Below are 21937 nucleotides of genomic sequence, written 5' to 3' on the forward strand. Positions count from 1 at the left end.
ATCGTTATGATTATCACAACTGGTCGCGAGATCAGCCGATAACTGAAAGACCATTGGTTCGGACTCTCAGATTATCTCCTCATCAGGCTAATCACGGTTATTTGACCCGGCTCTTGCCGGGTCTTTTTTTGCCTATAAAAAGCCTCAGCGAGCAATGATCAACGGATGCCCGCGCTCCGGATGCGGCTGCACCAGTACATCCAGCCCGAATACCGCTTTAAGCGGCTCGGGTCGCAGAACCTGTGCCGGGGTATCCAGCGCATGGGGCCGGCCCTCGTCCAGCAACAGAATCCGGTCGCAGTAACGCGCCGCCAGGTTCAGGTCATGGAGGATCACCAGCACCGCTGCTCCTCGGTCAGCAAAGGTGCGGATCGCCTGCAAGGTCGTGTGTTGATGCAAGGGGTCAAGCATCGAGGTCGGCTCATCCAGCAGCAACGTCTGCCCCGCCTGCCCGGGCCATAACTGCGCCAGCACCCGCGCCAGGTGAACACGCTGACGCTCGCCGCCCGACAATGCCAGGTAACTGCGACCGCTCAAGTGCGCGACATCCGCAGCCTGCAACGCGGCATCGATAATTTCGTCATCCCGCACCCGCCCGGTCTGATGGGGCAAGCGGCCCATGCCGACCACCTCCTCGACACGAAAGGCGAAATCCAGGGTTGAGGCCTGCGGCAACACCGCCAGGCGTTGGGCGCGTTGCGACCCGCTCCAATCCTTCAGCTCATGCTGATCGAGCCACACCGTGCCTTGATCCGGGTGCAGCTCCCCGCACAACGCGCCGAGCAAAGTACTCTTGCCCGCGCCATTCGGGCCCAACACGCCAAGTACCTGGCCAGGCAACAGCTCCAAAGTGACATCCGCCAGTACGGTTTTACGACCGCGACGGATCTTCAGCCCCTCCACTCGCAGCATCAGGCGCGACCTCGTAACAACAGGTAAAGAAAAAATGGCGCGCCAATCAACGCGGTGACAATACCGATCGGCAACTCCGCTGGCGCCAAGGCCAGGCGCGCGACCAGATCCGCCAACAGCAGCAAGCTCGCCCCCGCCAACACCGAGGCGGGTAACAGCACGCGGTGATCCGGCCCCGCCAGCAACCGCACAAGGTGCGGCACCACCAGGCCGACAAAGCCGATCATCCCCGCCGCCGCTACCGCCGCACCTACGCCTAGCGCCGTGCAGAACACCAATTCGCGCTTGAGCCGCTCAATATCAACCCCGAGATGACTGGCCTCGGATTCGCCGAGCAACAGTGCATTCAATGCCTTCGCCCGGCGCGGCAGCCACAACGCCACGCCGGCGCTCACCAGCAGCAACGGCCACAGGCGCGAATAGCTGGCGCCATTGAGGCTGCCCAGGTTCCAGAAGGTCAGCGTGCGCAGGGTGGCGTCATCGGCCAGGTAGGTAAACAAGCCCACCGCCGAACTGGCGAGCGCCGTGAGGGCGATGCCGGCGAGCAGCATGGTGGCGACATGTGTCTGGCCGTTGCGCCGGCCCAGTCGATAGACCAGCGCCGTAACCCCCAACCCGCCAAGAAACGCGCACAACGACAACAGATACGGGCCGAACGCCTCCGGCAACCCGCCCAAAAACGAACCACCGACAATAGCGAAAGCCGCACCGAGTGCCGCACCGCTGGACACGCCGACCAACCCCGGATCCGCCAGCGGGTTGCGAAACAACCCCTGCATCGCCACGCCCGACAATGCCAATACGCCGCCCACCGCCAGCCCCAGCAATGTCCGCGGCAAACGGATCTGCCCGAGAATCAGCTCCGCCTGCTCCAAGCCGCGGGCCTCGATCGGCACGCCCATCAAGCGCAAGGCCGCCCTGAGCGTATCCAGCAACGGCAAGCTGACCGGCCCCAGCGCCAATGAAAGCCAGATCGCCAGGACGCACAACAGCGTCAGGCCGATAAACAGCGTTCGGGGTTTAACCAGCGTGTTCATGGGGCAGACTTGGCCTGGGACGCATAGAAGTCGGCCGACAACTGCACCAGGCTTTGCGGTAGACGCGGCCCGAGCCCGCCGACCAGCAGCGTGGGGTCTAACTCAAACACCCGCGCATGCTTAGCCGCCGGCGTGGACGCCAGGATCGGATTCTCCTTGAACAACGCCGCGCGCGCCGCCTCGCCGGTCAGCGCGCGGTCGGCAAACACCAGCACCTCGGGGCTCAACCCGGCCAACGACTCCACGGAAAACGGCTTATAACCACTGTGGGTCGCCAGGTTGCGCCCGCCTGCCTGCTGTAGCATCCAGTCAGCCGCCGTGTCTTTGCCGGCGATCAGCGGTTTGCCGCCGGCATTGCCGATTAGCATCAACACCCCCGGCGCCTTGTGCGTGGCCTGGGCCGTGGCGACCCAACGTTTCTGCTGCTCAAGCGCCTGCTCATACCCGGTAAACAATTCGCGGGCCTTGGCCTCACTGCCCAGCAACGCACCCAAGTGCTGAAGGTTGCCTTTCAAGGCCGGCAAATCCGGCCGCGCCGAGAACATTTCCACCTGCACACCGGCGCTACGAATCTGTGCCAGTACCGGCGGCGGCCCCATTTCTTCGGTGCCCACCAGAACCTGCGGGCGCAGGCTGAGAATGCCCTCGGCGGACAACTGCCGCTGATAGCCGATGCTCGGCAACGCCTTGAGCGAAGCCGGATGCTGGCTGGTGGTGTCGACCCCCACCAACTTCGACTCACCGCCCAGGGCCGCCACCCACTCCGATAACGCCCCACCGGCACTCACCCAGCGCTGCGGCAGTTGCGAGGCGTGCGCCGCGTGGTTGAGCATCAGTCCGACAACAAGCGCGATAGCGCTGGCACTCAAGCGCATAACAGGGTTTCCTTCCAAGGACGGGGCCGCTGAAACACTCATGGATGTGACAGATGCCCCTTGCCGGGCATCGTACTGAGCGCCCAGTCAGCTAACGGGCGAAGCCTGCATTTGATAATTGTTTGCATTTGAACGTCAAGGCACTTAAGGATTGCAATGAAGTTTCTCTGCCCCTCTGACACTCTCGCCCCTGACAGCAGCCGCGGTTTTGATATCGACGGGCGTAAACTGTTGGCTGTCCGCCGCGACGGCATTGCCTACTTCTATCTCAATCGCTGCCCCCATCGCGGCGTCCCGCTGGAATGGCAGCCCGATCAGTTCCTCGACGCCAGCGCCAGCCTGATCCAATGCGCCACCCACGGCGCACTGTTTCTGATCGAGAGCGGCGAGTGCATCGCCGGCCCCTGTGCGGGACAAAGCCTCACCGCCCTGCCCGGCCGTGAAGACGAGCAGGGCCTGTGGGTGGAACTCTAGTCGCCGAGCAGCACGTCCAAGCGACGCTCGACGTAAATTTCTTCGGCCGTGACGCGCACGCCATACGCCAATACCTCCACGCCAGCGGCTTTGGCCTCGCGCAGAGCAGCGGCGTAGGCCGCGTCGATTTCCACGGCGGGGCGCACCGCGTCAATCCCCGAGAGGTTGACGCAATACAACTGCACCGCCCGCACGCCTTCACGGGCCAGGTGTGCCAATTCGCGCAGATGCTTGGCACCGCGCAGGGTCACGGCGTCCGGGAACGCCGCAATCGAGGTGCCATCAAACCCCAGGGTCACACTTTTGACTTCGACATAGGCCGCCCCCTCGGGGTAATCCAGGCGAAAATCAATGCGGCTTTTCTCTTGGCCGTAAGGCACTTCACGCTTCAATGCGCTAAAGCCGTTGAGCTCGGTGATGACCCCGGCATGCAACGCTTCCTCAACCAGTTGGTTGGCACGCGCCGTATTGACGCACGCGAGGCGGCCTTGAGGCGTCTCGGCAATTTCCCAGGTGCCGGGCAACTTGCGTTTGGGGTCAGCGGAGCGACTGAACCAGACCTGCCCGCCCTCGACCATGCAATTGAGCATCGAGCCGGTATTGGGGCAGTGAATGGTCAACAACTCGCCGGTAACGGTTTCGATATCGGTGAGAAAACGCTTGTAGCGGCGAATCAGCCGCGCCTCTTCGAGGGGAGGATGAAAGCGCATCAGCCCTGCCAGCTCCGCAGGCCGCGGGCGATACGCTCCACCGCCTCTTGTAGCCGATCAAGGTTTTGCGTGTAGGCAAAGCGCACATGGTGACCGGCTTGATAGCGACCAAAATCCAGCCCGGGGGTGAACGCCACATGCTCGGTCTCAAGAAAATGACGGCAGAACGCAAAGGCATCACCGCCGAACGCGCTGATATCGGCGTACAAATAGAACGCGCCTTCCGGTTCGACGGCAATACCGAAGCCCAACTCGCGCAGGGCCGGCAGCAAGAAGTCGCGACGGCGACCGAACTCGGCGCGACGCTCTTCCAGAATGCTCAGGGTTTGCGGGGTAAAACAGGCCAGCGCTGCGTACTGCGCCATGCTGGGAGCGCTGATGTAGAGGTTTTGCGCCAGCTTCTCCAGCTCACCGACCGCATCGGGCGGCGCCACCAGCCAACCCAGGCGCCAGCCGGTCATGCCGAAATACTTCGAAAAACTATTTAAGACGAACGCGTCATCGTCGACTTCCAGCACGCTGGCGGCGTCGGTGCCGTAAGTCAGGCCGTGATAGATCTCGTCCACCACCAAGTGACCGTTGCGCGCCTTGATTGCGCTCGACAACCCCGCCAATTCGTCCCGCGAGAGGATAGTGCCAGTCGGGTTGGCCGGCGACGCGACCAGCGCGCCGACGCTGTCCTGGTTCCAGTGCTTGGCCACCAGGTCGGCGGTCAATTGATAACGCACGTCCGGGCCGACGGGCACCAACTGCGCCGCGCCTTCCACCAGGCGCAGGAAGTGCCGGTTACACGGATAACCCGGGTCGGCCAACAGCCAATGTTTACCGGGGTCCACCAGCAGGCTGCTGGCCAACAGCAACGCGCCGGAGCCGCCCGGGGTGATCAGGATGCGCTCTGGGTCCACGCTCAGGCCGTAGCGTTGCTGGTAGAAACCGCTGATGGCATGGCGCAGTTCCGGCAAGCCGCGAGCTGCGGTGTAGCGGGTCTTGCCATTGGCCAGCGCGGCCTGACCGGCCTGGATGATCGGTTCGGCGGTGGTGAAATCCGGTTCGCCGATTTCCAGATGGATCACATCATGGCCTGCCGCTTGCAGCTCATTGGCTCGCGCCAGCAACGCCATGACATGAAAAGGTTCGATGGCGCGACTGCGCGCACTGTAGGGCTGAGCCATTAGCCTTCCTTAACGGTGAGGACAAAAATAGCGATTCTACCGAACCCTCGCGGTAAAACATGCTCTATTGCCTGCTCAGCCATCCAAGATGAGCCCGGCAAGCGCTTGCAAAACGACTAAAATTAACCTTCGAGGCGATTCATACCCAGCCACAGCGGGCTGCGACTGTTTGCAACCCCTGCGTGATGGGCCTCGACAACCGGGAGTGGCGCGCCCTGAATCTATCTGGTAAGTTCGCCCGCTTGCAGCCGCAGGGCCGGCAGGTGTCGGTGACGTTGCAATCCTGCGCAATGGATTAGAAGAGTGAGAGGCGGTCTATTCATGTCCACCCAAGCAAAGCAACAGCAGTCCCCAGGCCTCAGCGGCTTCGAACCTTACGTCGAGAAGAAAGGTGAGGAGTACATGGGCGAGCCCATGCGCGAGCACTTCACCAAGATCCTTAACAAGTGGAAACAGGACTTGATGCAGGAGGTCGACCGTACCGTTGACCATATGAAGGACGAAGCTGCCAACTTTCCTGATCCGGCCGACCGTGCGAGCCAGGAAGAAGAGTTCGCCCTTGAACTGCGCGCCCGTGATCGCGAGCGCAAGCTGATCAAGAAGATCGACAAGACGCTGCAGTTGATCAAAGACGAAGAATACGGCTGGTGCGAATCCTGCGGCATCGAAATCGGTATTCGCCGCCTGGAAGCACGTCCGACCGCCGATATGTGCGTGGACTGCAAGAATCTGGCAGAAATCAAGGAAAAACAGGTCGGCAAGTAATCCCTGCCGAACTGAACGAATGGGGCGTACAAACGCCCCATTTTTGTTTCTGGCGTTCAGCGATTTTCCAGTAGTATCCGGCCCATGACAGCCTCTCTCTATATCGGGCGTTTCGCCCCCACGCCCAGCGGCCACCTGCACTTCGGCTCGCTGGTCGCCGCCCTCGCCTCCTACCTCGACGCCCGCGCCAACCACGGCCGCTGGCTGATGCGTATGGAAGACCTCGACCCTCCCCGCGAAGAACCCGGCGCCCAGGCGGCAATCCTGCACGCCCTGGAAAGCTACGGTTTTGAGTGGGACGGTGAACTGGTCCGACAAAGCGATCGGCACGACGCCTACGCCAAGGTGCTGAACGACCTGTTCAACCACGGCCTGGCCTATGCCTGCACCTGCTCGCGCAAACAATTGGAGCCCTACCACGGGATTTACCCAGGCTTGTGCCGCAATGCCGGTCACGACCAGCACGATGCGGCTATCCGCCTGCGCGTTCCGGAGCTGGAGTACCACTTTACCGACCGCGTACAGGGCGAATTCCGACAACACCTGGGCCGCGATGTGGGCGATTTCGTCATCCGCCGCCGCGACGGCCTCTACGCCTACCAACTGGCCGTGGTGCTGGATGACGCCTGGCAAGGTGTTACCGACATCGTGCGCGGCGCCGACCTGCTCGACTCCACGCCACGCCAGTTGTACCTGCAAGAATTATTGGGGCTGCGCCAACCGCGCTACCTGCACGTGCCGCTGATCATCCAGCCGGACGGTAACAAGTTGGGCAAATCCTATCGTTCCCCGCCCTTGACCACGGACCAGGCCACGCCTTTGCTGTTGAGAGCCTTGCGCGCCCTCGGCCAGCAACCCGGCGACGAGCTGCTTCACGCCAGCCCACGGGAACTGCTGGATTGGGGCATTGCCCACTGGGATGCGCGGCTGATCCCGCGCACACTCACGCTGGCCGAAGCACAGTTGCACTGAAGGCGCTTGCAGCCGGCCAGGCATCCGTTACCATCGCCGCAATTATTCAATCAGAGGCCGACATGTACATCTATCGCTTGGTCCTGCTGCTGGTCGTCGGGATCTACCTGTTTTCCCCCGCCATCATGGATTGGTGGATCGACGCCACAGGCGCCTGGTATCGCCCCTATCTGCTGTGGCTGATCCTGATCGTCGTGACTTTCATCCTGCAGAGCCAAAAAGATGCCGATGAGCTTTAGCCTCACCCAGATGCTGCTGATCAGCGCCGCCTACCTGGCCACGTTGTTCGGTGTCGCCTGGATCAGTGAGCGCGGAATGATTCCGCGGGCGATCATTCGCCATCCGTTGACCTACACCTTGTCCCTGGGCGTGTACGCCAGCGCCTGGGCGTTCTATGGCACGGTGGGCCTGGCCTATCAGTACGGGTATGGTTTTCTGTCCAGTTACCTCGGGGTGTCCGGGGCCTTTTTGCTGGCGCCGGTGCTGCTGTACCCGATCCTGAAAATCACGCGGACCTATCAGCTGTCGTCCCTGGCCGACCTGTTCGCGTTTCGCTTTCGCAGCACCTGGGCCGGTGCGCTGACCACGATTTTCATGCTAATCGGTGTGCTGCCCTTGCTGGCCCTGCAGATCCAGGCGGTGGCCGACTCCATCAGCATCCTGACCCGTGAGCCGGTGCAATATCGCGTCGCCCTGGCCTTCTGCGCGCTGATCAGCCTGTTCACGATTTTCTTCGGTTCGCGCCACATCGCCACCCGCGAGAAACACGAAGGCCTGGTCTTTGCGATTGCTTTCGAGTCAGTGATCAAGCTGATCGCCATCGGTGGCGTCGGCCTCTATGCGCTTTACGGCGTGTTCGACGGCCCGCAACAGCTGGAGTTGTGGCTGCTGCAAAACCAGACCGCCCTCGCCGCGCTGCACACCCCGCTGCAGGAAGGCCCGTGGCGCACGCTGCTGCTGGTGTTCTTCGCCTCGGCCATCGTGATGCCGCACATGTACCACATGACGTTCACCGAGAACCTCAACCCGCGCTCGCTGGTCAGCGCCAGTTGGGGCTTGCCGCTGTTCCTGCTGTTGATGAGCCTGGCGGTGCCGCTGATCCTGTGGGCCGGCCTCAAGTTGGGTGCCACCACCAACCCCGAATACTTCACCCTCGGCGTCGGCATTGCCGCCAACAGCCCGGCCCTGGCGCTGCTGGCCTATGTCGGTGGGTTGTCAGCGGCCAGCGGTTTGATCATCGTCACGACGCTGGCCCTCTCGGGCATGGCGCTCAATCACCTGGTGCTGCCGCTGTACCAGCCGCCGGCCGAAGGCAATATCTACCGTTGGCTGAAATGGACCCGTCGCGCGCTGATCGTCGCGATCATCATGGCCGGCTACGGTTTCTACCTGCTGCTGGGCGCCGGGCAAGACCTGGCCAACCTGGGCATCGTCGCGTTTGTCGCCACCTTGCAGTTCCTGCCGGGGGTGTTGTCGGTGCTGTACTGGCCGACGGCCAATCGGCGTGGTTTTATCGCCGGGCTGCTCGCGGGGATTCTGGTGTGGCTGATCACCATGCTGCTGCCGCTGGTCGGCAATCTGCAGGGTTTCTACATCCCGCTGTTGAACATGATCTACGTGCTCGACGACACCAGTTGGCACATGGCGGCGATTGCCTCGCTGGCCGCCAACGTGCTGATGTTCACCCTGATCTCGCTGTTCACCAACGCCAGCCCGGAAGAAACCAGCGCCGCCGAAGCCTGCGCGGTGGACAACGTGCGCCGTCCGCAACGCCGTGAACTGCATGCCGCCTCGCCCCAGGAGTTCGCCACGCAACTGGCCAAGCCCCTGGGCGCCAAGGCCGCGCAAAAGGAAGTCGAACAGGCGTTGCGCGATCTCTATCTGCCGTTTGACGAGCGCAGGCCCTACGCCCTGCGCCGCCTGCGCGACCGAATCGAAGCCAACCTGTCCGGGCTGATGGGCCCCAGCGTATCGCAGGACATGGTGGAAACGTTCCTGCCCTACAAGGCTGGGGGCGAAAACTACGTCACTGAAGACATCCATTTCATCGAAAGCCGGCTGGAGGATTACCACTCACGCCTCACCGGCCTCGCCGCCGAACTCGATGCCTTGCGCCGTTACCACCGCCAGACCCTGCAGGAACTGCCGATGGGGGTCTGCTCCCTGGCCAAGGACCAGGAGATTCTGATGTGGAACAAGGCCATGGAAGAACTCACCGGGATCGCCGCGCAACGGGTCGTGGGCTCACGCCTCAATACCCTGGGCGACCCGTGGAAGGAACTGCTGCAAGGCTTTATCAACCTGCCCGACGAGCACTTGCACAAGCAGCACCTGGCGCTCGACGGCCAGACCCGCTGGCTCAACCTGCACAAGGCGGCGATCGACGAGCCCCTGGCCCCCGGGAACAGCGGCCTGGTGTTGCTGGTGGAAGACCTGACCGAAACCCAGATGCTCGAAGACAAGCTGGTGCATTCCGAGCGCCTGGCGAGTATCGGTCGCCTGGCAGCCGGCGTGGCCCATGAAATCGGCAACCCGATCACCGGCATCGCCTGCCTGGCGCAGAACCTGCGCGAAGAGCGCGAGGAAGACGGCGAAATCACCGAGATCAGCGGGCAGATCCTCGAACAGACCAAGCGCGTGTCGCGCATCGTGCAGTCGCTGATGAGCTTCGCTCACGCCGGCGCGCATCAGAACCACGACGAAGCGGTGTGCCTGGCCGAAGTGGCACAGGATGCCATTGGGCTGCTGGCCTTGAACCGACGCAATTTCGAAGTACAGTTCTTCAACCTGTGCGATCCGGACCACTGGGTCGACGGTGACTCCCAGCGCTTGGCGCAGGTGCTGATCAACCTATTGTCGAACGCCCGTGACGCCTCCCCGGCCGGCAGTGCGGTACGCGTCAAGAGCGAGGCATTCGAGCACACGGTCGACTTGATCGTGGAGGACGAAGGCAGCGGCATTCCACAGAACATCAAGGACCGCTTGTTCGAACCCTTCTTCACCACCAAGGACCCCGGTGAAGGCACCGGTCTGGGCCTTGCACTGGTCTATTCCATCGTTGAAGAGCATTATGGACAAATCACCATCGACAGCCCGGCTGACACAGAAAGCCAACGCGGCACCCGTATTCGGGTGACCTTGCCGCGTCATGTCGAAGCGACGTCCGCTGTGAACTGAGACCGTCGAGAGAATTGAATCAATGCCGCACATTTTGATCGTCGAAGACGAAACCATTATCCGCTCTGCCTTGCGTCGCCTGCTTGAACGTAATCAGTACCAGGTCAGCGAAGCCGGCTCGGTGCAGGAAGCCCAAGAGCGATTCAGCATTCCCACGTTCGACCTGATTGTCAGCGACCTGCGCCTGCCGGGCGCGCCGGGCACCGAGTTGATCAAGCTCGGCCAGGGCACCCCGGTGCTGATCATGACCAGCTACGCCAGCCTGCGCTCGGCAGTGGACTCGATGAAGATGGGCGCGGTGGACTACATCGCCAAGCCGTTCGACCACGATGAGATGCTCCAGGCCGTGGCCCGCATCCTGCGCGACCGCCAGTCGGCCAGCAGCGCTCCCGCCGAACAGCGCCCCGCCGGCAAGGCTGCCAACGGCGCCGACAAGCCGGGCATCGACAACAGCAATGGCGAGATCGGCATCATCGGTTCCTGCCCACCGATGCAGGACCTGTACAGCAAGATCCGCAAAGTGGCGCCGACGGACTCGAATGTGCTGATCCAAGGCGAATCGGGGACCGGTAAGGAACTGGTGGCCCGCGCCCTGCACAACCTGTCCAAGCGCGCCAAGGCACCAATGATCTCGGTGAACTGCGCGGCAATTCCTGAATCCCTGATCGAATCCGAATTGTTCGGCCACGAGAAAGGCGCGTTTACCGGCGCCAGCGCCGGGCGCGCGGGCCTGGTGGAAGCGGCGGACGGCGGCACGCTGTTCCTCGACGAAATCGGCGAGTTGCCCCTGGAAGCCCAGGCGCGTCTGCTGCGCGTGCTGCAGGAAGGGGAAATCCGCCGGGTGGGTTCGGTGCAATCGCAGAAGGTCGATGTTCGCCTGATCGCGGCCACTCACCGTGATTTGAAGAGCCTGGCCAAGATCGGCCAGTTCCGCGAAGACTTGTACTACCGCCTGCATGTCATCGCGCTCAAGCTGCCAGCCCTGCGTGAACGGGGCGCCGACGTCAACGAGATCGCCAACGCGTTCCTGTTGCGCCAGAGCGCACGCATCAATCGTACCGACCTGCGTTTCGCGGCGGACGCCGAGCAGGCGATTCGGCACTACTCGTGGCCGGGTAACGTGCGGGAGTTGGAGAATGCGGTCGAGCGCGCGGTGATTCTGTCGGAGAGCCCGGAAATTTCCGCCGAAATGCTGGGTATCGATATAGAGCTCAGCGACCTGGAAGACGACGATTTCATCGGCCTGGCCCCGCAACAGGGCGCCGCCGGCAATACCAGCCATGAACCGACGGAAGATTTGTCACTGGAAGACTACTTCCAGCATTTCGTCCTGGAGCACCAGGACCACATGACCGAGACCGAACTGGCGCGCAAGCTGGGCGTGAGCCGCAAGTGCCTGTGGGAACGGCGCCAGCGCCTGGGCATTCCACGACGCAAGACCGGAGTGGCCAGCGAGAGTTGAGGGTGCGCCCCCACAGGTAACACCCGCCGATGTGAAAAAACTGTTACCGCGGATATTTCGCGTAACAAAAGCCGGGGCTTACGGTAACGAAGCCCCGGCTTTTTTTTCGCCGCCAAACAGCCAAAAACCCCTCAACCCCCCGTTTTTGCTGGTCGGCGCAAAAGTTGGCACGCACCCTGCTATATGCTTAGTACAAAAACAATAACAAGCTTTGTACAAGACAATAAAAATAAGACGAATCGACTCACGCACAATAAAAACAACACGGCGGAGGCGCAGCTAACTGATTCTTTTGGAGAGGCGTTGCATTTGGGGCTTGCCCCGCAACCAGGCCGAGAACAACAAAAACTGCCCTAAGGCAGAGCCTGAACTGGTTGGATCGTAGATCAGCAACACAGCGACCAAAGCAATCCGTTTGCTCTTGACTCCCGATTGGGAGTGTCGTGAAGGTCACACTTCATGGCGAGGGCGATCAACAAAAACAAGAAGCCCGAAACCAATAATAAAAATAGAGCACGCAACTACTTCTGGGGGAGCTTCGGCTCCCCTTGTAGTTTCCGGTATTTAACGTTTTGAGGCTTATGGCGCAAGGCCTGCAGCTTGTTCCTACACCATCCCCCGACTAAATGCTAGAATCCCGGCCCATCATGCGGTCATTCTTTGTTATGGCCGAACATTCCTTCAAACAGTGCATCCCATGCTGAAGAAGTTGTTCCAGTCATTCCGTTCCCCCTTGCGTCGAACGCAACACAAACGCAGCACGCCTGAAGTGCTCAACAGCAGCCAACATTCGCTGCAACGCGCTCAGTTCAGCCGTTATGCAGTGAACATCGTCGAACGCTTGCAGAACGCCGGCTACCAGGCTTATCTGGTGGGCGGGTGTGTACGCGACATGTTGCTCAATATCACGCCCAAGGACTTCGACGTCGCCACCAGCGCCACGCCAGAGCAAGTGCGTGCCGAGTTTCGCAATGCGCGAATCATCGGCCGCCGCTTCAAGCTGGTGCATATTCACTTTGGCCGCGAAATCATCGAGGTCGCGACCTTCCGCGCCGGTCATCCGCAAAACGATGAGGAAGAAGACACCAATCAGTCTTCCCGCAACGAAAGCGGACGCATCCTGCGCGACAACGTCTACGGCACCTTGGAAGAAGACGCGCAGCGCCGCGACTTCACCATCAACGCGCTGTATTACGACCCGGTCAGTGAGCGCATCCTCGATTACGCCAACGGCGTACACGACATTCGCAACAACCTGATCCGCCTGATCGGCGACCCGGCGCAGCGCTATCAGGAAGACCCGGTGCGCATGCTGCGGGCGGTGCGTTTCGCTGCGAAGCTGAACTTCGGTATCGAGCGACACACCGCTGCGCCGATTCGCGAACTGGCGCCGATGCTGCGGGAAATCCCCTCGGCGCGCCTGTTCGAAGAAGTGCTCAAGCTGTTTCTCTCGGGCTACGCCGCCGACACCTTCGAAATGCTCGTCGACCTGCAGTTGTTCGACCCATTGTTCCCGGCGAGTGCCGAAGCACTGGAATACAACCCGACGTATACCCACACCCTGATCAGCGAAGCCTTGATCAACACCGACCTGCGCATCAAGCAGAACAAACCGGTCACCCCGGCGTTCCTGTTTGCCGCCTTGTTGTGGCCGGCCTTGCCGAAACGCGTACTGCGCCTGCAGGATCGCGGCATGCCGCCGATTCCGGCCATGCAGGAAGCCGCTCACGAGCTGATCGCCGAGCAGTGCCAGCGCATCGCCATTCCGAAACGCTTCACGATGCCGATCCGCGAGATCTGGGACATGCAGGAACGCCTGCCACGTCGCAGCGGCAAGCGTGCCGACCTGTTGCTGGACAACCCGCGCTTCCGCGCCGGCTACGACTTCCTGCTGCTGCGTGAAAGCGCCGGCGAGCAGACTGACGGCCTGGGCGAATGGTGGACCGACTACCAGGACGCCAATGACAGCGAGCGCCGCGAGATGATTCGTGAGCTCGGCAGCAAAGGCGATGGCGTCGGCGAAGGTGCTGGCCCGAAAAAACGTCGTCGCAGCGGCAGCAAACGCAAGCGCAGCGCCGGCGATGCCTCGGGCGCTGCAGGCGAATAAACGTGGAACGCATCTACATCGGCATGGGCAGCAACCTGGCGGCCCCGGAGCAACAATTGCGCAGCGCTATCGAAGCGTTGGCGCAATTGCCGGGGACTACCGTCGCGGGAGTGTCGGCCTTCTATCAAAGCGACTCCCTGCTCCCCGGCCAACCGCGCTACACCAATGCGGTCGCGGCCCTGGACAGCAGCCTGGCGCCGCTGGAACTGCTCGATGCGCTGCAAGCCATCGAGAACGACCAAGGCCGCGAACGCCTTGAGCGTTGGGGCCCACGCACGCTTGACCTGGATATCCTGCTGTACGGCAACCGCCTGATCGACGAACCCCGCCTGCAAGTGCCGCACTACCAGATGCACCTGCGCGCCTTCGTGCTGTACCCGCTGGCCGAACTGGCGCCAGCCACCCTGCAATTGCCCGATGGCCAGCGCCTTAGCGACCTGCTGGCGGCCTGCCCGTTTGTCGGCCTGGAACGCATCGCGGCGGCCTGACTCGCGGCCCGCCCCACCCTGCTGAATCGCATCAGTTACAGCGGTAACACCACCGCCGTAACAATGCGGTAACACATGCAATTGACTTCCCGTGTCCTCCTCACGACTATAGGCGTCCCGCTGCCGCCAACCGGCGCTAAAGGGCGCAATCCAGGCCTTATAAGCACTAATATCAAGAAAGTGCGCCTGTATAAACGAAGACTCACGCGCGTTACTCGCTGTTTCCAAGCGCCTGAACGAGGACCCTTTTCATGCCAGACGTTACCCTGACCACCTTGCAGAGTCTCAAGCTCAAAGGTGAAAAAATCAGCATGCTGACCTGCTATGACGCCACCTTCGCCCACGCCTGCTGCCAAGCCGGTGTCGAGGTGTTACTGGTGGGCGACTCCCTGGGCATGGTTCTTCAAGGGAATGACAGCACCCTGCCCGTCACCACGGATGAACTCGCCTACCACACCGCCAGCGTCAAGCGCGGTAACGACGGCGCCTTTATCATCGCCGACCTGCCGTTCATGGGTTACGCCACCCTCGAACAAACCTTCCAGAACGCCGGCAAACTGATGCAGGCCGGCGCGCACATGGTCAAGGTGGAAGGCGCCGTCTGGCTCGCCGAGTCGATCCGTCTGCTGGCTGAACGTGGCGTGCCGGTGTGTGCGCACATGGGTCTGACGCCGCAGTCCGTGAATATCCTCGGCGGCTATAAGGTCCAAGGCCGCAATGAAGCCCAGGCGCGCCAGATGCGTGCCGATGCAATCGCGCTGGAACAGGCCGGCGCGGCGATGATCCTGCTCGAATGCGTGCCCAGCGAACTGGCTGCAGAAATCACCCATGCGGTTAAAGTGCCAGTAATCGGCATTGGGGCCGGGTCGGCCACCGACGGCCAGGTCCTGGTGTTGCACGACATGCTCGGCCTGTCGATGACCGGCCGCGTGCCGAAGTTCGTGAAGAACTTCATGTCCGGCCAGGACAGCATCCACGCTGCGTTGAGCGCATACGTTACCGAAGTCAAAGGCGTGACCTTCCCTGGCGCCGAACACGGATTCTCTGCATGAACACCGTAAAAACCGTCCGCGAACTGCGGGCTGCCGTCGCCCATGCCCGCAACGCCGGCAAACGCATTGGCTTTGTGCCCACCATGGGCAACCTGCACAGCGGGCACGCGACCCTGGTGGCCAAGGCTGCCCAGCAGGCGGACTTCGTGGTGGCGAGCATCTTCGTCAACCCGCTGCAGTTTGGCGTCGGCGAAGACCTGGACACCTACCCGCGCACCCTCGCCGCCGACCAGGAAAAGCTCCTGCAAGCCGGCTGCAACCTGTTGTTCGCGCCGACCGTCGAGGAAATGTACCCCGGCGGCATGACCGGCCAGACCCGCGTCAGCGTGCCGCAATTGTCCGAAGGCCTGTGCGGCGCCAGCCGTCCCGGGCACTTTGAAGGCGTGGCCACGGTGGTCAATAAGCTGTTCAACATGGTCCAGCCGGACATGGCCGTATTCGGCCAGAAGGACTACCAGCAACTGGCCGTGATTCGCGCCATGGTCCATGACCTGAACATGCCGATCCAGATCATCGGTGAACCGACCGTCCGCGCCGATGACGGCCTCGCGCTGTCATCGCGTAACGGTTACCTCACCGCTGAGCAGCGGGCGATCGCGCCGTTGCTGTACCGCAGCCTGAGTCAGATGGCCGCCGCGATCAAACACGGTGACCGCGACTTCGCCAAACTGCGTGCCGAACAGGTCCAGCAGATCGAGGCCGCCGGGATGCGCCTGGATTACCTCGAAGTGCGCCAAGGCGTCCACCTGCGTCCAGCCACGCCCGAGGATCGCGACGTAGTGATCCTGGTTGCGGCCTACCTGGGGGCGACACGCCTCATCGATAACCTGCACCTGAACCTCGACTGACCCCAGCCTGATGCGCCGGTATAAAAAAGTACCGGCCACAGCGCAGACAAAGCCAAGACATATCGACACGCTAGGTTTAATGTATTCGCCCTGCGCTATGGTTAGCGCTGTCCGGACCCCATTGCTTGGTGAACGAGTGGATGTTTCGGGCTTTGAAGTGTCCTAAAGGCAGTCCCCGTAATAAAAGGAAACCCGCAGCGATGGCGTACTACCGCACCCCTCATGACGTTACCGCTCTGCCCGCCTGGCAAGCGCTCAATCAACATCGCCAAGCCATGCAGGATTTCAGCATGCGCGACGCGTTCAATGCCAATCCTCAGCGTTTTTCCCAATTCACCTTGAGCAGCTGCGGGCTTTTCCTCGATTACTCGAAAAACCTGATCACCAGCGAAACCCGCGATCTGCTCGTGGGCCTGGCCAAGGAAGTCGACCTTAAAGCCGCGATCGACGCGCTGTATGCCGGCGAGCCGGTGAACTCCTCCGAGGGTCGCCCTGCCCTGCACACCGCCCTGCGCCGCCCGGTGGGTGACAAGTTGTCGGTCAACGGCGTGAACATCATGCCGGACGTACACAAGGTGCTGAACCAGATCACCGACCTCGTGGGCCGCATCCACGACGGCCTGTGGCGTGGCTACAGCGAGAAGCCGATCACCGACGTGGTGAACATCGGCATCGGTGGCTCGTTCCTCGGCCCGGAGCTGGTCTCCGAAGCGCTGCTGTCCTACGCCCACAAAGGCGTGCGTTGCCACTACCTGGCGAATATCGACGGCAGTGAGTTCCACGAACTGACCATGAAGCTGCGCGCCGAGACCACGCTGTTCATCGTCTCGTCGAAATCGTTCAACACCCTCGAAACCCTGAAAAACGCCCAGGCCGCCCGCGCCTGGTACCTGGCCCAGGGTGGCTCGGAAGCCGAGCTGTATCGCCACTTCATCGCCGTATCGAGCAACAACGCGGCCGCCGTGGCCTTTGGTATTCGCGAAGAAAACATCTTCCCGATGTGGGACTGGGTCGGCGGCCGTTATTCGCTGTGGTCGGCCATCGGTTTGCCAATCGCCCTGGCCATCGGCATGTCGAACTTCAAGGAGCTGCTGTCCGGGGCCTACACCATGGACCAGCATTTCCAGAACACGCCGTTCGAACAGAACATGCCGGTGCTGCTTGGCCTGCTGGGCGTGTGGTACGGCAACTTCTGGGGCGCGCAGAGCCATGCGATCCTGCCCTACGACCACTACCTGCGTAACATCACCAAACACTTGCAACAGCTGGACATGGAATCCAACGGCAAGAGCGTGCGCCAGGACGGTACGCCAGTGTCCACCGATACCGGTCCGGTGATCTGGGGCGGCGTGGGCTGCAACGGTCAGCACGCGTACCACCAGTTGCTGCACCAGGGCACCCAACTGATCCCGGCCGACTTTATCGTGCCGATCGTCAGTTTCAACCCGGTGTCCGACCACCATCAGTGGCTGTACGCCAACTGCCTGTCCCAGAGCCAGGCACTGATGCTCGGCAAGACCCGCAGCGAAGCCGAAGCCGAACTGCGCGACAAGGGCCTGCCGGAAGCCGAAGTGCAGAAGCTGGCCCCGCACAAGGTGATCCCGGGCAACCGTCCGAGCAACACCCTGGTGGTCGAGCGCATCAGCCCGCGTCGCCTGGGCGCACTGGTCGCCATGTATGAGCACAAAGTGTTCGTGCAAAGCGTGATCTGGGGCATCAACGCCTTTGACCAATGGGGCGTGGAGCTGGGCAAGGAGCTGGGCAAAGGCGTTTACAACCGCCTGACCGGCGCCGAAGAAACCCCGGCCGACGATGCGTCGACCCAGGGCCTGATCAACTACTTCCGCGGTCGTCACCGCGGCTGACGTCGGTCACACAGGGCCGACGTCCATTTGGACGTCGGCCTTGAACCCTCCCCCTACTGGGTGCATCTTGATGACTTGTCGCAAAAACAAGAATAAGGATCGCTCATGTTCGATATCAGCACGTTTCCCATCGCCGATGCCGTCCGCCGGGCTGCGCAACTGAGTCAAGAGGACTACCAGCGCCTCTATCGCCAATCCATCGAACAGCCGGACACGTTCTGGGCTGAACAGGCCAAGCGCTTTCTCGACTGGATAACCCCCTGGCACACCGTCAATACCTCGGACATCAAGACCGGTGCCACCCAATGGTTTACCGGCGGCCAATTGAACGTCAGCTACAACTGCATCGACCGCCACCTGGCGCAACGCGCCGATCAGCCGGCCTTCATCTGGGAGGGCGATGATCCGACCACGTCTTCCACCATCACCTACCGCCAACTGCACCAAAACGTCAGCCGCCTGGCCAATGTGCTGAAAAGCCGTGGCGTGAAAAAGGGCGACCGGGTGTGTATCTACATGCCGATGATTCCTCAAGCGGCCTACGCCATGCTCGCCTGTACGCGGATTGGGGCGGTGCATTCAGTGGTGTTTGGTGGTTTCTCACCCGACGCCCTGCGCGACCGCATTCTCGACGCCGACTGCCGCACGGTGATCACCGCCGATGAAGGCGTGCGCGGCGGCAAGCCGGTGGCGTTGAAACAAAATGTCGACAAAGCCCTGGCCAGTTGCCCGAACGTCAGCACCGTACTGGTGGTGGCGCGTACCGGGGCGGCCGTGAACTGGAGTGACGGCCGCGACCTCAACTATCAACAGGCCGTGGATGCCGCCAGCGACGACTGCCCGCCCGAGCCGATGGACGCCGAAGACCCGCTGTTTATCCTCTACACCTCCGGCAGCACCGGCAAACCCAAGGGCGTGCTGCACACCACCGGCGGCTACCTGCTGCAAGCCGCGATGACCTTCAAATACGTGCTCGATTACCGCGATGGCGAAGTGTTCTGGTGTACCGCCGATGTGGGCTGGGTCACCGGCCACAGCTACATCGTGTACGGTCCGCTGGCTAACGGCGCCACGTCGCTGATGTTCGAAGGCGTGCCCGGCTACCCGAGCAACTCGCGCTTCTGGCAGGTCATCGACAAGCACCAGGTCAATATCTTCTACACCGCGCCCACAGCCCTGCGCGCGTTGATGCGCGAGGGGCACGCCCCGTTGGAAAACACCTCACGTACCAGCCTTCGCCTGCTGGGCAGCGTCGGTGAGCCGATCAACCCGGAAGCCTGGGACTGGTACTTCAACGCCGTCGGCGAACAACGCTGCCCGATTGTCGATACCTGGTGGCAGACCGAAACCGGCGGCATCATGCTCAGCCCGCTGGTCAGTGCCCAGCGCATCAAGCCTGGCTGTGCGACCCAACCGATGTTCGGCGTACTGCCGGTGCTGCTCGATGAACACGGCAAGGAAATCAACGGCCCCGGCAGCGGCGTGCTGGCGATCAAATCCAGTTGGCCGGGGCAGATCCGCAGTGTCTATGGCGACCCGCAGCGCATGATCGACACGTACTTCAAACCCTACCCCGGTTATTACTTCACCGGCGATGGCGCGCGGCGCGATGAAGACGGCGACTACTGGATCACCGGGCGCATCGACGATGTGATCAATGTGTCCGGCCACCGTATTGGCACCGCCGAGGTGGAAAGTGCCCTGGTGCTGCATGACTGGGTGGCCGAAGCTGCGGTGGTGGGGTATCCCCATGACATCAAAGGCCAGGCCATCTATGCGTTCGTCACGCCGATGAATGGCGTGGAGCCCAGCGATACGCTGAAAAAACACCTGCTCGAACTGGTCAGCAAGGAAATCGGCAGCTTTGCCAAACCGGAACTGATCCAATGGGCCACGGCCTTGCCGAAAACCCGCTCGGGTAAGATCATGCGACGCATTTTGCGCAAGATCGCCTGCAACGAGTTGGACAGCCTCGGGGATACCTCCACCCTGGCCGACCCCAGCGTGGTCGCCGGCCTGATCGATAAACGCCTGAACCGATAGGAACCCGCGCGTCGCCATGGAATTTATCCGCAGCCGTATCGAAACCCAGTTGATGAGCCTCACCGGCTTGTCGCTGGGCCAGTTGGACCTGGAAAACCCCAAGGGCGACCCCGGCCTGTTCGGCCCGGATTCGGTCAGTTGGCAAGTGCATGGCGACTTCAGCAGCATGCTCATCGGCGGCATCAGCGCCTTGATGCTGCAAGCCTTGCACCCCTTGGCGCTGGCCGGCGTGTGGGACCATTCGAATTTTCGCCAGGACCTGCTCGGGCGCCTGCGCCGCACTTCGCAGTTCATCTCCGGCACCACCTTCGGCTCGCGCAAAGACGCCGAATGGCTGATCGAAAAAGTGCGCACCGTTCACCTACAGGTCGTCGGGCATGCGCCGGACGGCCGCCCCTACGCGGCCAGCGACCCGGAGCTGCTGACCTGGGTGCATGTGGCGGAGGTCAGCAGCTTCCTCGCCGCTCATCTGCGTTATCGCAACCCGCACCTGTCGGGGCGTGATCAGGACCGTTACTACGACGAAATCGCGCTGGTCGCCGAACGCCTGGGCGCACGGAATGTGCCACGCTCACGCGAGGAAATTGCGGATTATCTGGCGCGCATCCGTCCGCAATTGTTGTGCGACGAGCGCAGCCGCGAAGTGCTGCGCCTGCTGCTCGATGCGCCGGCTCCCAGCACACTGGCAAAGCCCTTTGGCGCCCTGATGATGCAGGCCGGGATCGACCTGCTGCCGGACTGGGCGAGCGAAATGCTGGGGCAACACCCAAGCCTGCTGCAACGCCAGTTGGTGCGGGCAGGGGTCAAGCGCAGCGCACCGTTGCTGCGTTGGGCGATGCGCAACGGCTCGGTGCAGCGCGCGCATCGGCGGATGGGGTTGATGTAGGCGACGCTCCATAACTGCTAAACTCCGCGCCCACCTTTACCCAGCAAGGCGCGCTCCATGTCTCCCCTGAACCAGGCGCTGCGCGCCGCCCTCAATCATCGTCAAGAGCTGATCAGCGAGCTGCATGCCCACGGCACCGACTGCTACCGGCTGTTCCATGGCAGCCAGGAAGGTGCCGGTGGCCTGACCATCGACCGCTATGGCCCGCAATTGCTGGTGCAGAGCTTCCACCAGGCGCTGGAAACCACCGACCTGCTGCAGCTGCATCAACTGATCAACCAGCACATGGGCCTGGAATTGCTGCTGGTATACAACGACCGTTCCCGTGGCAACTCGCGGATCGACCGCGAAGACACGGTCTACCGCGCCACACCCGAGGCGCTGCAGGATCTGGTCGGACACGAATGGGGCCTCAATTACCGCGTGCGTGGGCGCCATGCCGGGCAAGACCCGTTGCTGTTCCTCGACCTGCGCAACACTCGCGGCTGGGTCAAGGCACACAGTGCCGGCAAAAGCGTGCTGAACCTGTTCGCCTACACCTGTGGCGTGGGCCTGAGCGCCGCCGCCGGTGGTGCCCGCGAAGTGTGCAACCTGGATTTTGCCGAAGGCAACCTGGCGGTCGGGCGCGAAAACGGCCTGCTCAACCCGCAGCTGGCACCCATGACGTTCGTGCAATCCGATTATTTCCCGGCGATTCGCCAACTGGCCGGCCTGCCGATCACCCAGCGACGCGGGCAGAAACTGCCGAGCTATCCCCGCCTGGAACCGCGTCAATATGACCTGGTGCTGCTTGACCCGCCGGCCTGGGCCAAGAGCGCCTTTGGCACCGTCGACCTGTTACGCGACTATCAAAGCCTGCTCAAGCCGGCGCTGCTGGCAACCGCCGATGACGGCGTGCTGATCTGCTGCAATAACCTGGCAAAAGTGAGCATGGACGACTGGCGTGAGCAGGTGCTACGTTGCGCCGAGAAAGCCGGGCGCCCAGTACGCGACTGGCAAGTCATGCCACCTGGCGCCGACTTTCCGTCGCAAGACCAGCAACCACCGCTGAAGACTCTGATCCTGCAGTTATAGGAATTTTCTGAAAGGGGC

At 62.1% G+C, this 21937-nt stretch carries 19 protein-coding genes; 14 read left to right on the forward strand and 5 right to left on the reverse strand.

Features of this window, described 5'->3' with window-relative positions; translation table 11 throughout:
- Positions 1-144 precede the first annotated feature (144 nt).
- From U5A08_RS25160 to U5A08_RS25170, 3 genes are read right to left on the reverse strand one after another with little or no spacing between them, the layout of a single operon-like run.
- Positions 145-912: a heme ABC transporter ATP-binding protein gene (locus tag U5A08_RS25160; protein ID WP_253399104.1), complete on the reverse strand. Its 768-nt coding sequence runs from the start codon at positions 910-912 to the stop codon at positions 145-147.
- The gene (locus tag U5A08_RS25165; protein WP_321849042.1) at positions 912-1949 is read right to left on the reverse strand and encodes a FecCD family ABC transporter permease; all 1038 of its coding nucleotides are present in this window, start codon (positions 1947-1949) and stop codon (positions 912-914) included. The genes U5A08_RS25160 and U5A08_RS25165 overlap by 1 nt, the downstream gene beginning before the upstream one ends.
- Positions 1946-2824 (reverse strand): heme/hemin ABC transporter substrate-binding protein, encoded by an 879-nt coding sequence (locus tag U5A08_RS25170; RefSeq protein ID WP_253399108.1) that lies wholly within the window; start codon positions 2822-2824, stop codon positions 1946-1948. Before U5A08_RS25170 ends, U5A08_RS25165 begins: the two co-directional genes overlap by 4 nt.
- A 156-nt stretch (positions 2825-2980) precedes the next feature.
- Between U5A08_RS25170 and U5A08_RS25175 the strand changes: the two genes are divergently transcribed.
- Positions 2981-3298 carry a Rieske (2Fe-2S) protein gene (locus tag U5A08_RS25175; protein ID WP_247399824.1) on the forward strand — a complete coding sequence of 106 codons (318 nt, stop codon included), beginning with the start codon at positions 2981-2983 and terminating at the stop codon, positions 3296-3298.
- On the opposite strand, the gene sfsA is transcribed toward U5A08_RS25175, so the two are convergent.
- Positions 3295-4008, reverse strand: coding sequence for a DNA/RNA nuclease SfsA (gene sfsA / locus U5A08_RS25180; RefSeq protein ID WP_321849043.1), 714 nt, complete (start codon positions 4006-4008; stop codon positions 3295-3297). The two genes, U5A08_RS25175 and sfsA, sit on opposite strands and share 4 nt — an antisense overlap.
- Positions 4008-5180, reverse strand: coding sequence for a pyridoxal phosphate-dependent aminotransferase (locus U5A08_RS25185; protein ID WP_253399112.1), 1173 nt, complete (start codon positions 5178-5180; stop codon positions 4008-4010). Before U5A08_RS25185 ends, sfsA begins: the two co-directional genes overlap by 1 nt.
- Positions 5181-5501: 321 nt before the next feature.
- Between U5A08_RS25185 and dksA the strand changes: the two genes are divergently transcribed.
- From dksA to U5A08_RS25250, 13 genes are all read left to right on the forward strand, one after another.
- A complete protein-coding gene (dksA, locus tag U5A08_RS25190; protein ID WP_247399809.1) occupies positions 5502-5945 on the forward strand; it encodes an RNA polymerase-binding protein DksA in 444 nt (147 codons plus the stop codon).
- 84 nt (positions 5946-6029) lie between these two features.
- The gene (gluQRS, locus tag U5A08_RS25195; protein ID WP_321849044.1) at positions 6030-6917 is read left to right on the forward strand and encodes a tRNA glutamyl-Q(34) synthetase GluQRS; all 888 of its coding nucleotides are present in this window, start codon (positions 6030-6032) and stop codon (positions 6915-6917) included.
- A 62-nt stretch (positions 6918-6979) separates the two neighbouring features.
- The gene (locus tag U5A08_RS25200) at positions 6980-7156 is read left to right on the forward strand and encodes a hypothetical protein (protein WP_003176118.1); all 177 of its coding nucleotides are present in this window, start codon (positions 6980-6982) and stop codon (positions 7154-7156) included.
- A complete protein-coding gene (locus U5A08_RS25205; protein ID WP_321849046.1) occupies positions 7140-10094 on the forward strand; it encodes a sensor histidine kinase in 2955 nt (984 codons plus the stop codon). Before U5A08_RS25200 ends, U5A08_RS25205 begins: the two co-directional genes overlap by 17 nt.
- Before the next feature lie 22 nt (positions 10095-10116).
- Entirely contained in the window at positions 10117-11556 is a 1440-nt protein-coding gene (locus U5A08_RS25210) for a sigma-54-dependent transcriptional regulator (RefSeq protein WP_253399118.1), read from the forward strand.
- 697 nt (positions 11557-12253) lie between these two features.
- Positions 12254-13663 (forward strand): polynucleotide adenylyltransferase PcnB, encoded by a 1410-nt coding sequence (locus tag U5A08_RS25215; RefSeq protein WP_253399120.1) that lies wholly within the window; start codon positions 12254-12256, stop codon positions 13661-13663.
- Between the two features lie 2 nt (positions 13664-13665).
- Positions 13666-14151, forward strand: coding sequence for a 2-amino-4-hydroxy-6-hydroxymethyldihydropteridine diphosphokinase (gene folK / locus U5A08_RS25220; RefSeq protein WP_253399122.1), 486 nt, complete (start codon positions 13666-13668; stop codon positions 14149-14151).
- A gap of 251 nt (positions 14152-14402) precedes the next feature.
- On the forward strand, positions 14403-15203 hold the full coding sequence (gene panB, locus U5A08_RS25225) for a 3-methyl-2-oxobutanoate hydroxymethyltransferase (protein WP_253399129.1): 801 nt from the start codon (positions 14403-14405) through the stop codon (positions 15201-15203).
- A complete protein-coding gene (gene panC / locus U5A08_RS25230) occupies positions 15200-16051 on the forward strand; it encodes a pantoate--beta-alanine ligase (protein ID WP_321849047.1) in 852 nt (283 codons plus the stop codon). Before panB ends, panC begins: the two co-directional genes overlap by 4 nt.
- Before the next feature lie 200 nt (positions 16052-16251).
- Positions 16252-17916 (forward strand): glucose-6-phosphate isomerase, encoded by a 1665-nt coding sequence (gene pgi, locus U5A08_RS25235; protein WP_276194922.1) that lies wholly within the window; start codon positions 16252-16254, stop codon positions 17914-17916.
- A 105-nt stretch (positions 17917-18021) separates the two neighbouring features.
- A complete protein-coding gene (acs, locus tag U5A08_RS25240; RefSeq protein WP_321849048.1) occupies positions 18022-19959 on the forward strand; it encodes an acetate--CoA ligase in 1938 nt (645 codons plus the stop codon).
- A gap of 16 nt (positions 19960-19975) precedes the next feature.
- Complete coding sequence (locus U5A08_RS25245) at positions 19976-20845, forward strand: oxygenase MpaB family protein (RefSeq protein ID WP_321849049.1); 870 nt, start codon at positions 19976-19978, stop codon at positions 20843-20845.
- A gap of 57 nt (positions 20846-20902) precedes the next feature.
- Positions 20903-21919 (forward strand): class I SAM-dependent rRNA methyltransferase, encoded by a 1017-nt coding sequence (locus U5A08_RS25250; protein ID WP_321849051.1) that lies wholly within the window; start codon positions 20903-20905, stop codon positions 21917-21919.
- The last annotated feature ends 18 nt before the right edge of the window (positions 21920-21937 follow it).

This window comes from Pseudomonas paraveronii, assembly GCF_963681955.1.
Lineage (GTDB): Bacteria > Pseudomonadota > Gammaproteobacteria > Pseudomonadales > Pseudomonadaceae > Aquipseudomonas > Aquipseudomonas paraveronii.

Excerpts from the sequence above, each read along its gene's own strand:
- U5A08_RS25160 (WP_253399104.1), bottom strand. The coding sequence starts at position 912 with ATGCTGCGAGTGGAGGGGCTGAAGATCCGTCGCGGTCGTAAAACCGTA.
- U5A08_RS25245 (WP_321849049.1), top strand. The coding sequence starts at position 19,976 with ATGGAATTTATCCGCAGCCGTATCGAAACCCAGTTGATGAGCCTCACC.
- acs (WP_321849048.1), top strand. The coding sequence starts at position 18,022 with ATGTTCGATATCAGCACGTTTCCCATCGCCGATGCCGTCCGCCGGGCT.
- U5A08_RS25215 (WP_253399120.1), top strand. The coding sequence starts at position 12,254 with ATGCTGAAGAAGTTGTTCCAGTCATTCCGTTCCCCCTTGCGTCGAACG.
- U5A08_RS25170 (WP_253399108.1), bottom strand. The coding sequence starts at position 2,824 with ATGCGCTTGAGTGCCAGCGCTATCGCGCTTGTTGTCGGACTGATGCTC.
- sfsA (WP_321849043.1), bottom strand. The coding sequence starts at position 4,008 with ATGCGCTTTCATCCTCCCCTCGAAGAGGCGCGGCTGATTCGCCGCTAC.
- U5A08_RS25210 (WP_253399118.1), top strand. The coding sequence starts at position 10,117 with ATGCCGCACATTTTGATCGTCGAAGACGAAACCATTATCCGCTCTGCC.
- pgi (WP_276194922.1), top strand. The coding sequence starts at position 16,252 with ATGGCGTACTACCGCACCCCTCATGACGTTACCGCTCTGCCCGCCTGG.
- U5A08_RS25165 (WP_321849042.1), bottom strand. The coding sequence starts at position 1,949 with ATGAACACGCTGGTTAAACCCCGAACGCTGTTTATCGGCCTGACGCTG.
- U5A08_RS25175 (WP_247399824.1), top strand. The coding sequence starts at position 2,981 with ATGAAGTTTCTCTGCCCCTCTGACACTCTCGCCCCTGACAGCAGCCGC.
- gluQRS (WP_321849044.1), top strand. The coding sequence starts at position 6,030 with ATGACAGCCTCTCTCTATATCGGGCGTTTCGCCCCCACGCCCAGCGGC.
- U5A08_RS25205 (WP_321849046.1), top strand. The coding sequence starts at position 7,140 with ATGCCGATGAGCTTTAGCCTCACCCAGATGCTGCTGATCAGCGCCGCC.
- dksA (WP_247399809.1), top strand. The coding sequence starts at position 5,502 with ATGTCCACCCAAGCAAAGCAACAGCAGTCCCCAGGCCTCAGCGGCTTC.
- U5A08_RS25200 (WP_003176118.1), top strand. The coding sequence starts at position 6,980 with ATGTACATCTATCGCTTGGTCCTGCTGCTGGTCGTCGGGATCTACCTG.
- panC (WP_321849047.1), top strand. The coding sequence starts at position 15,200 with ATGAACACCGTAAAAACCGTCCGCGAACTGCGGGCTGCCGTCGCCCAT.
- U5A08_RS25250 (WP_321849051.1), top strand. The coding sequence starts at position 20,903 with ATGTCTCCCCTGAACCAGGCGCTGCGCGCCGCCCTCAATCATCGTCAA.
- panB (WP_253399129.1), top strand. The coding sequence starts at position 14,403 with ATGCCAGACGTTACCCTGACCACCTTGCAGAGTCTCAAGCTCAAAGGT.
- U5A08_RS25185 (WP_253399112.1), bottom strand. The coding sequence starts at position 5,180 with ATGGCTCAGCCCTACAGTGCGCGCAGTCGCGCCATCGAACCTTTTCAT.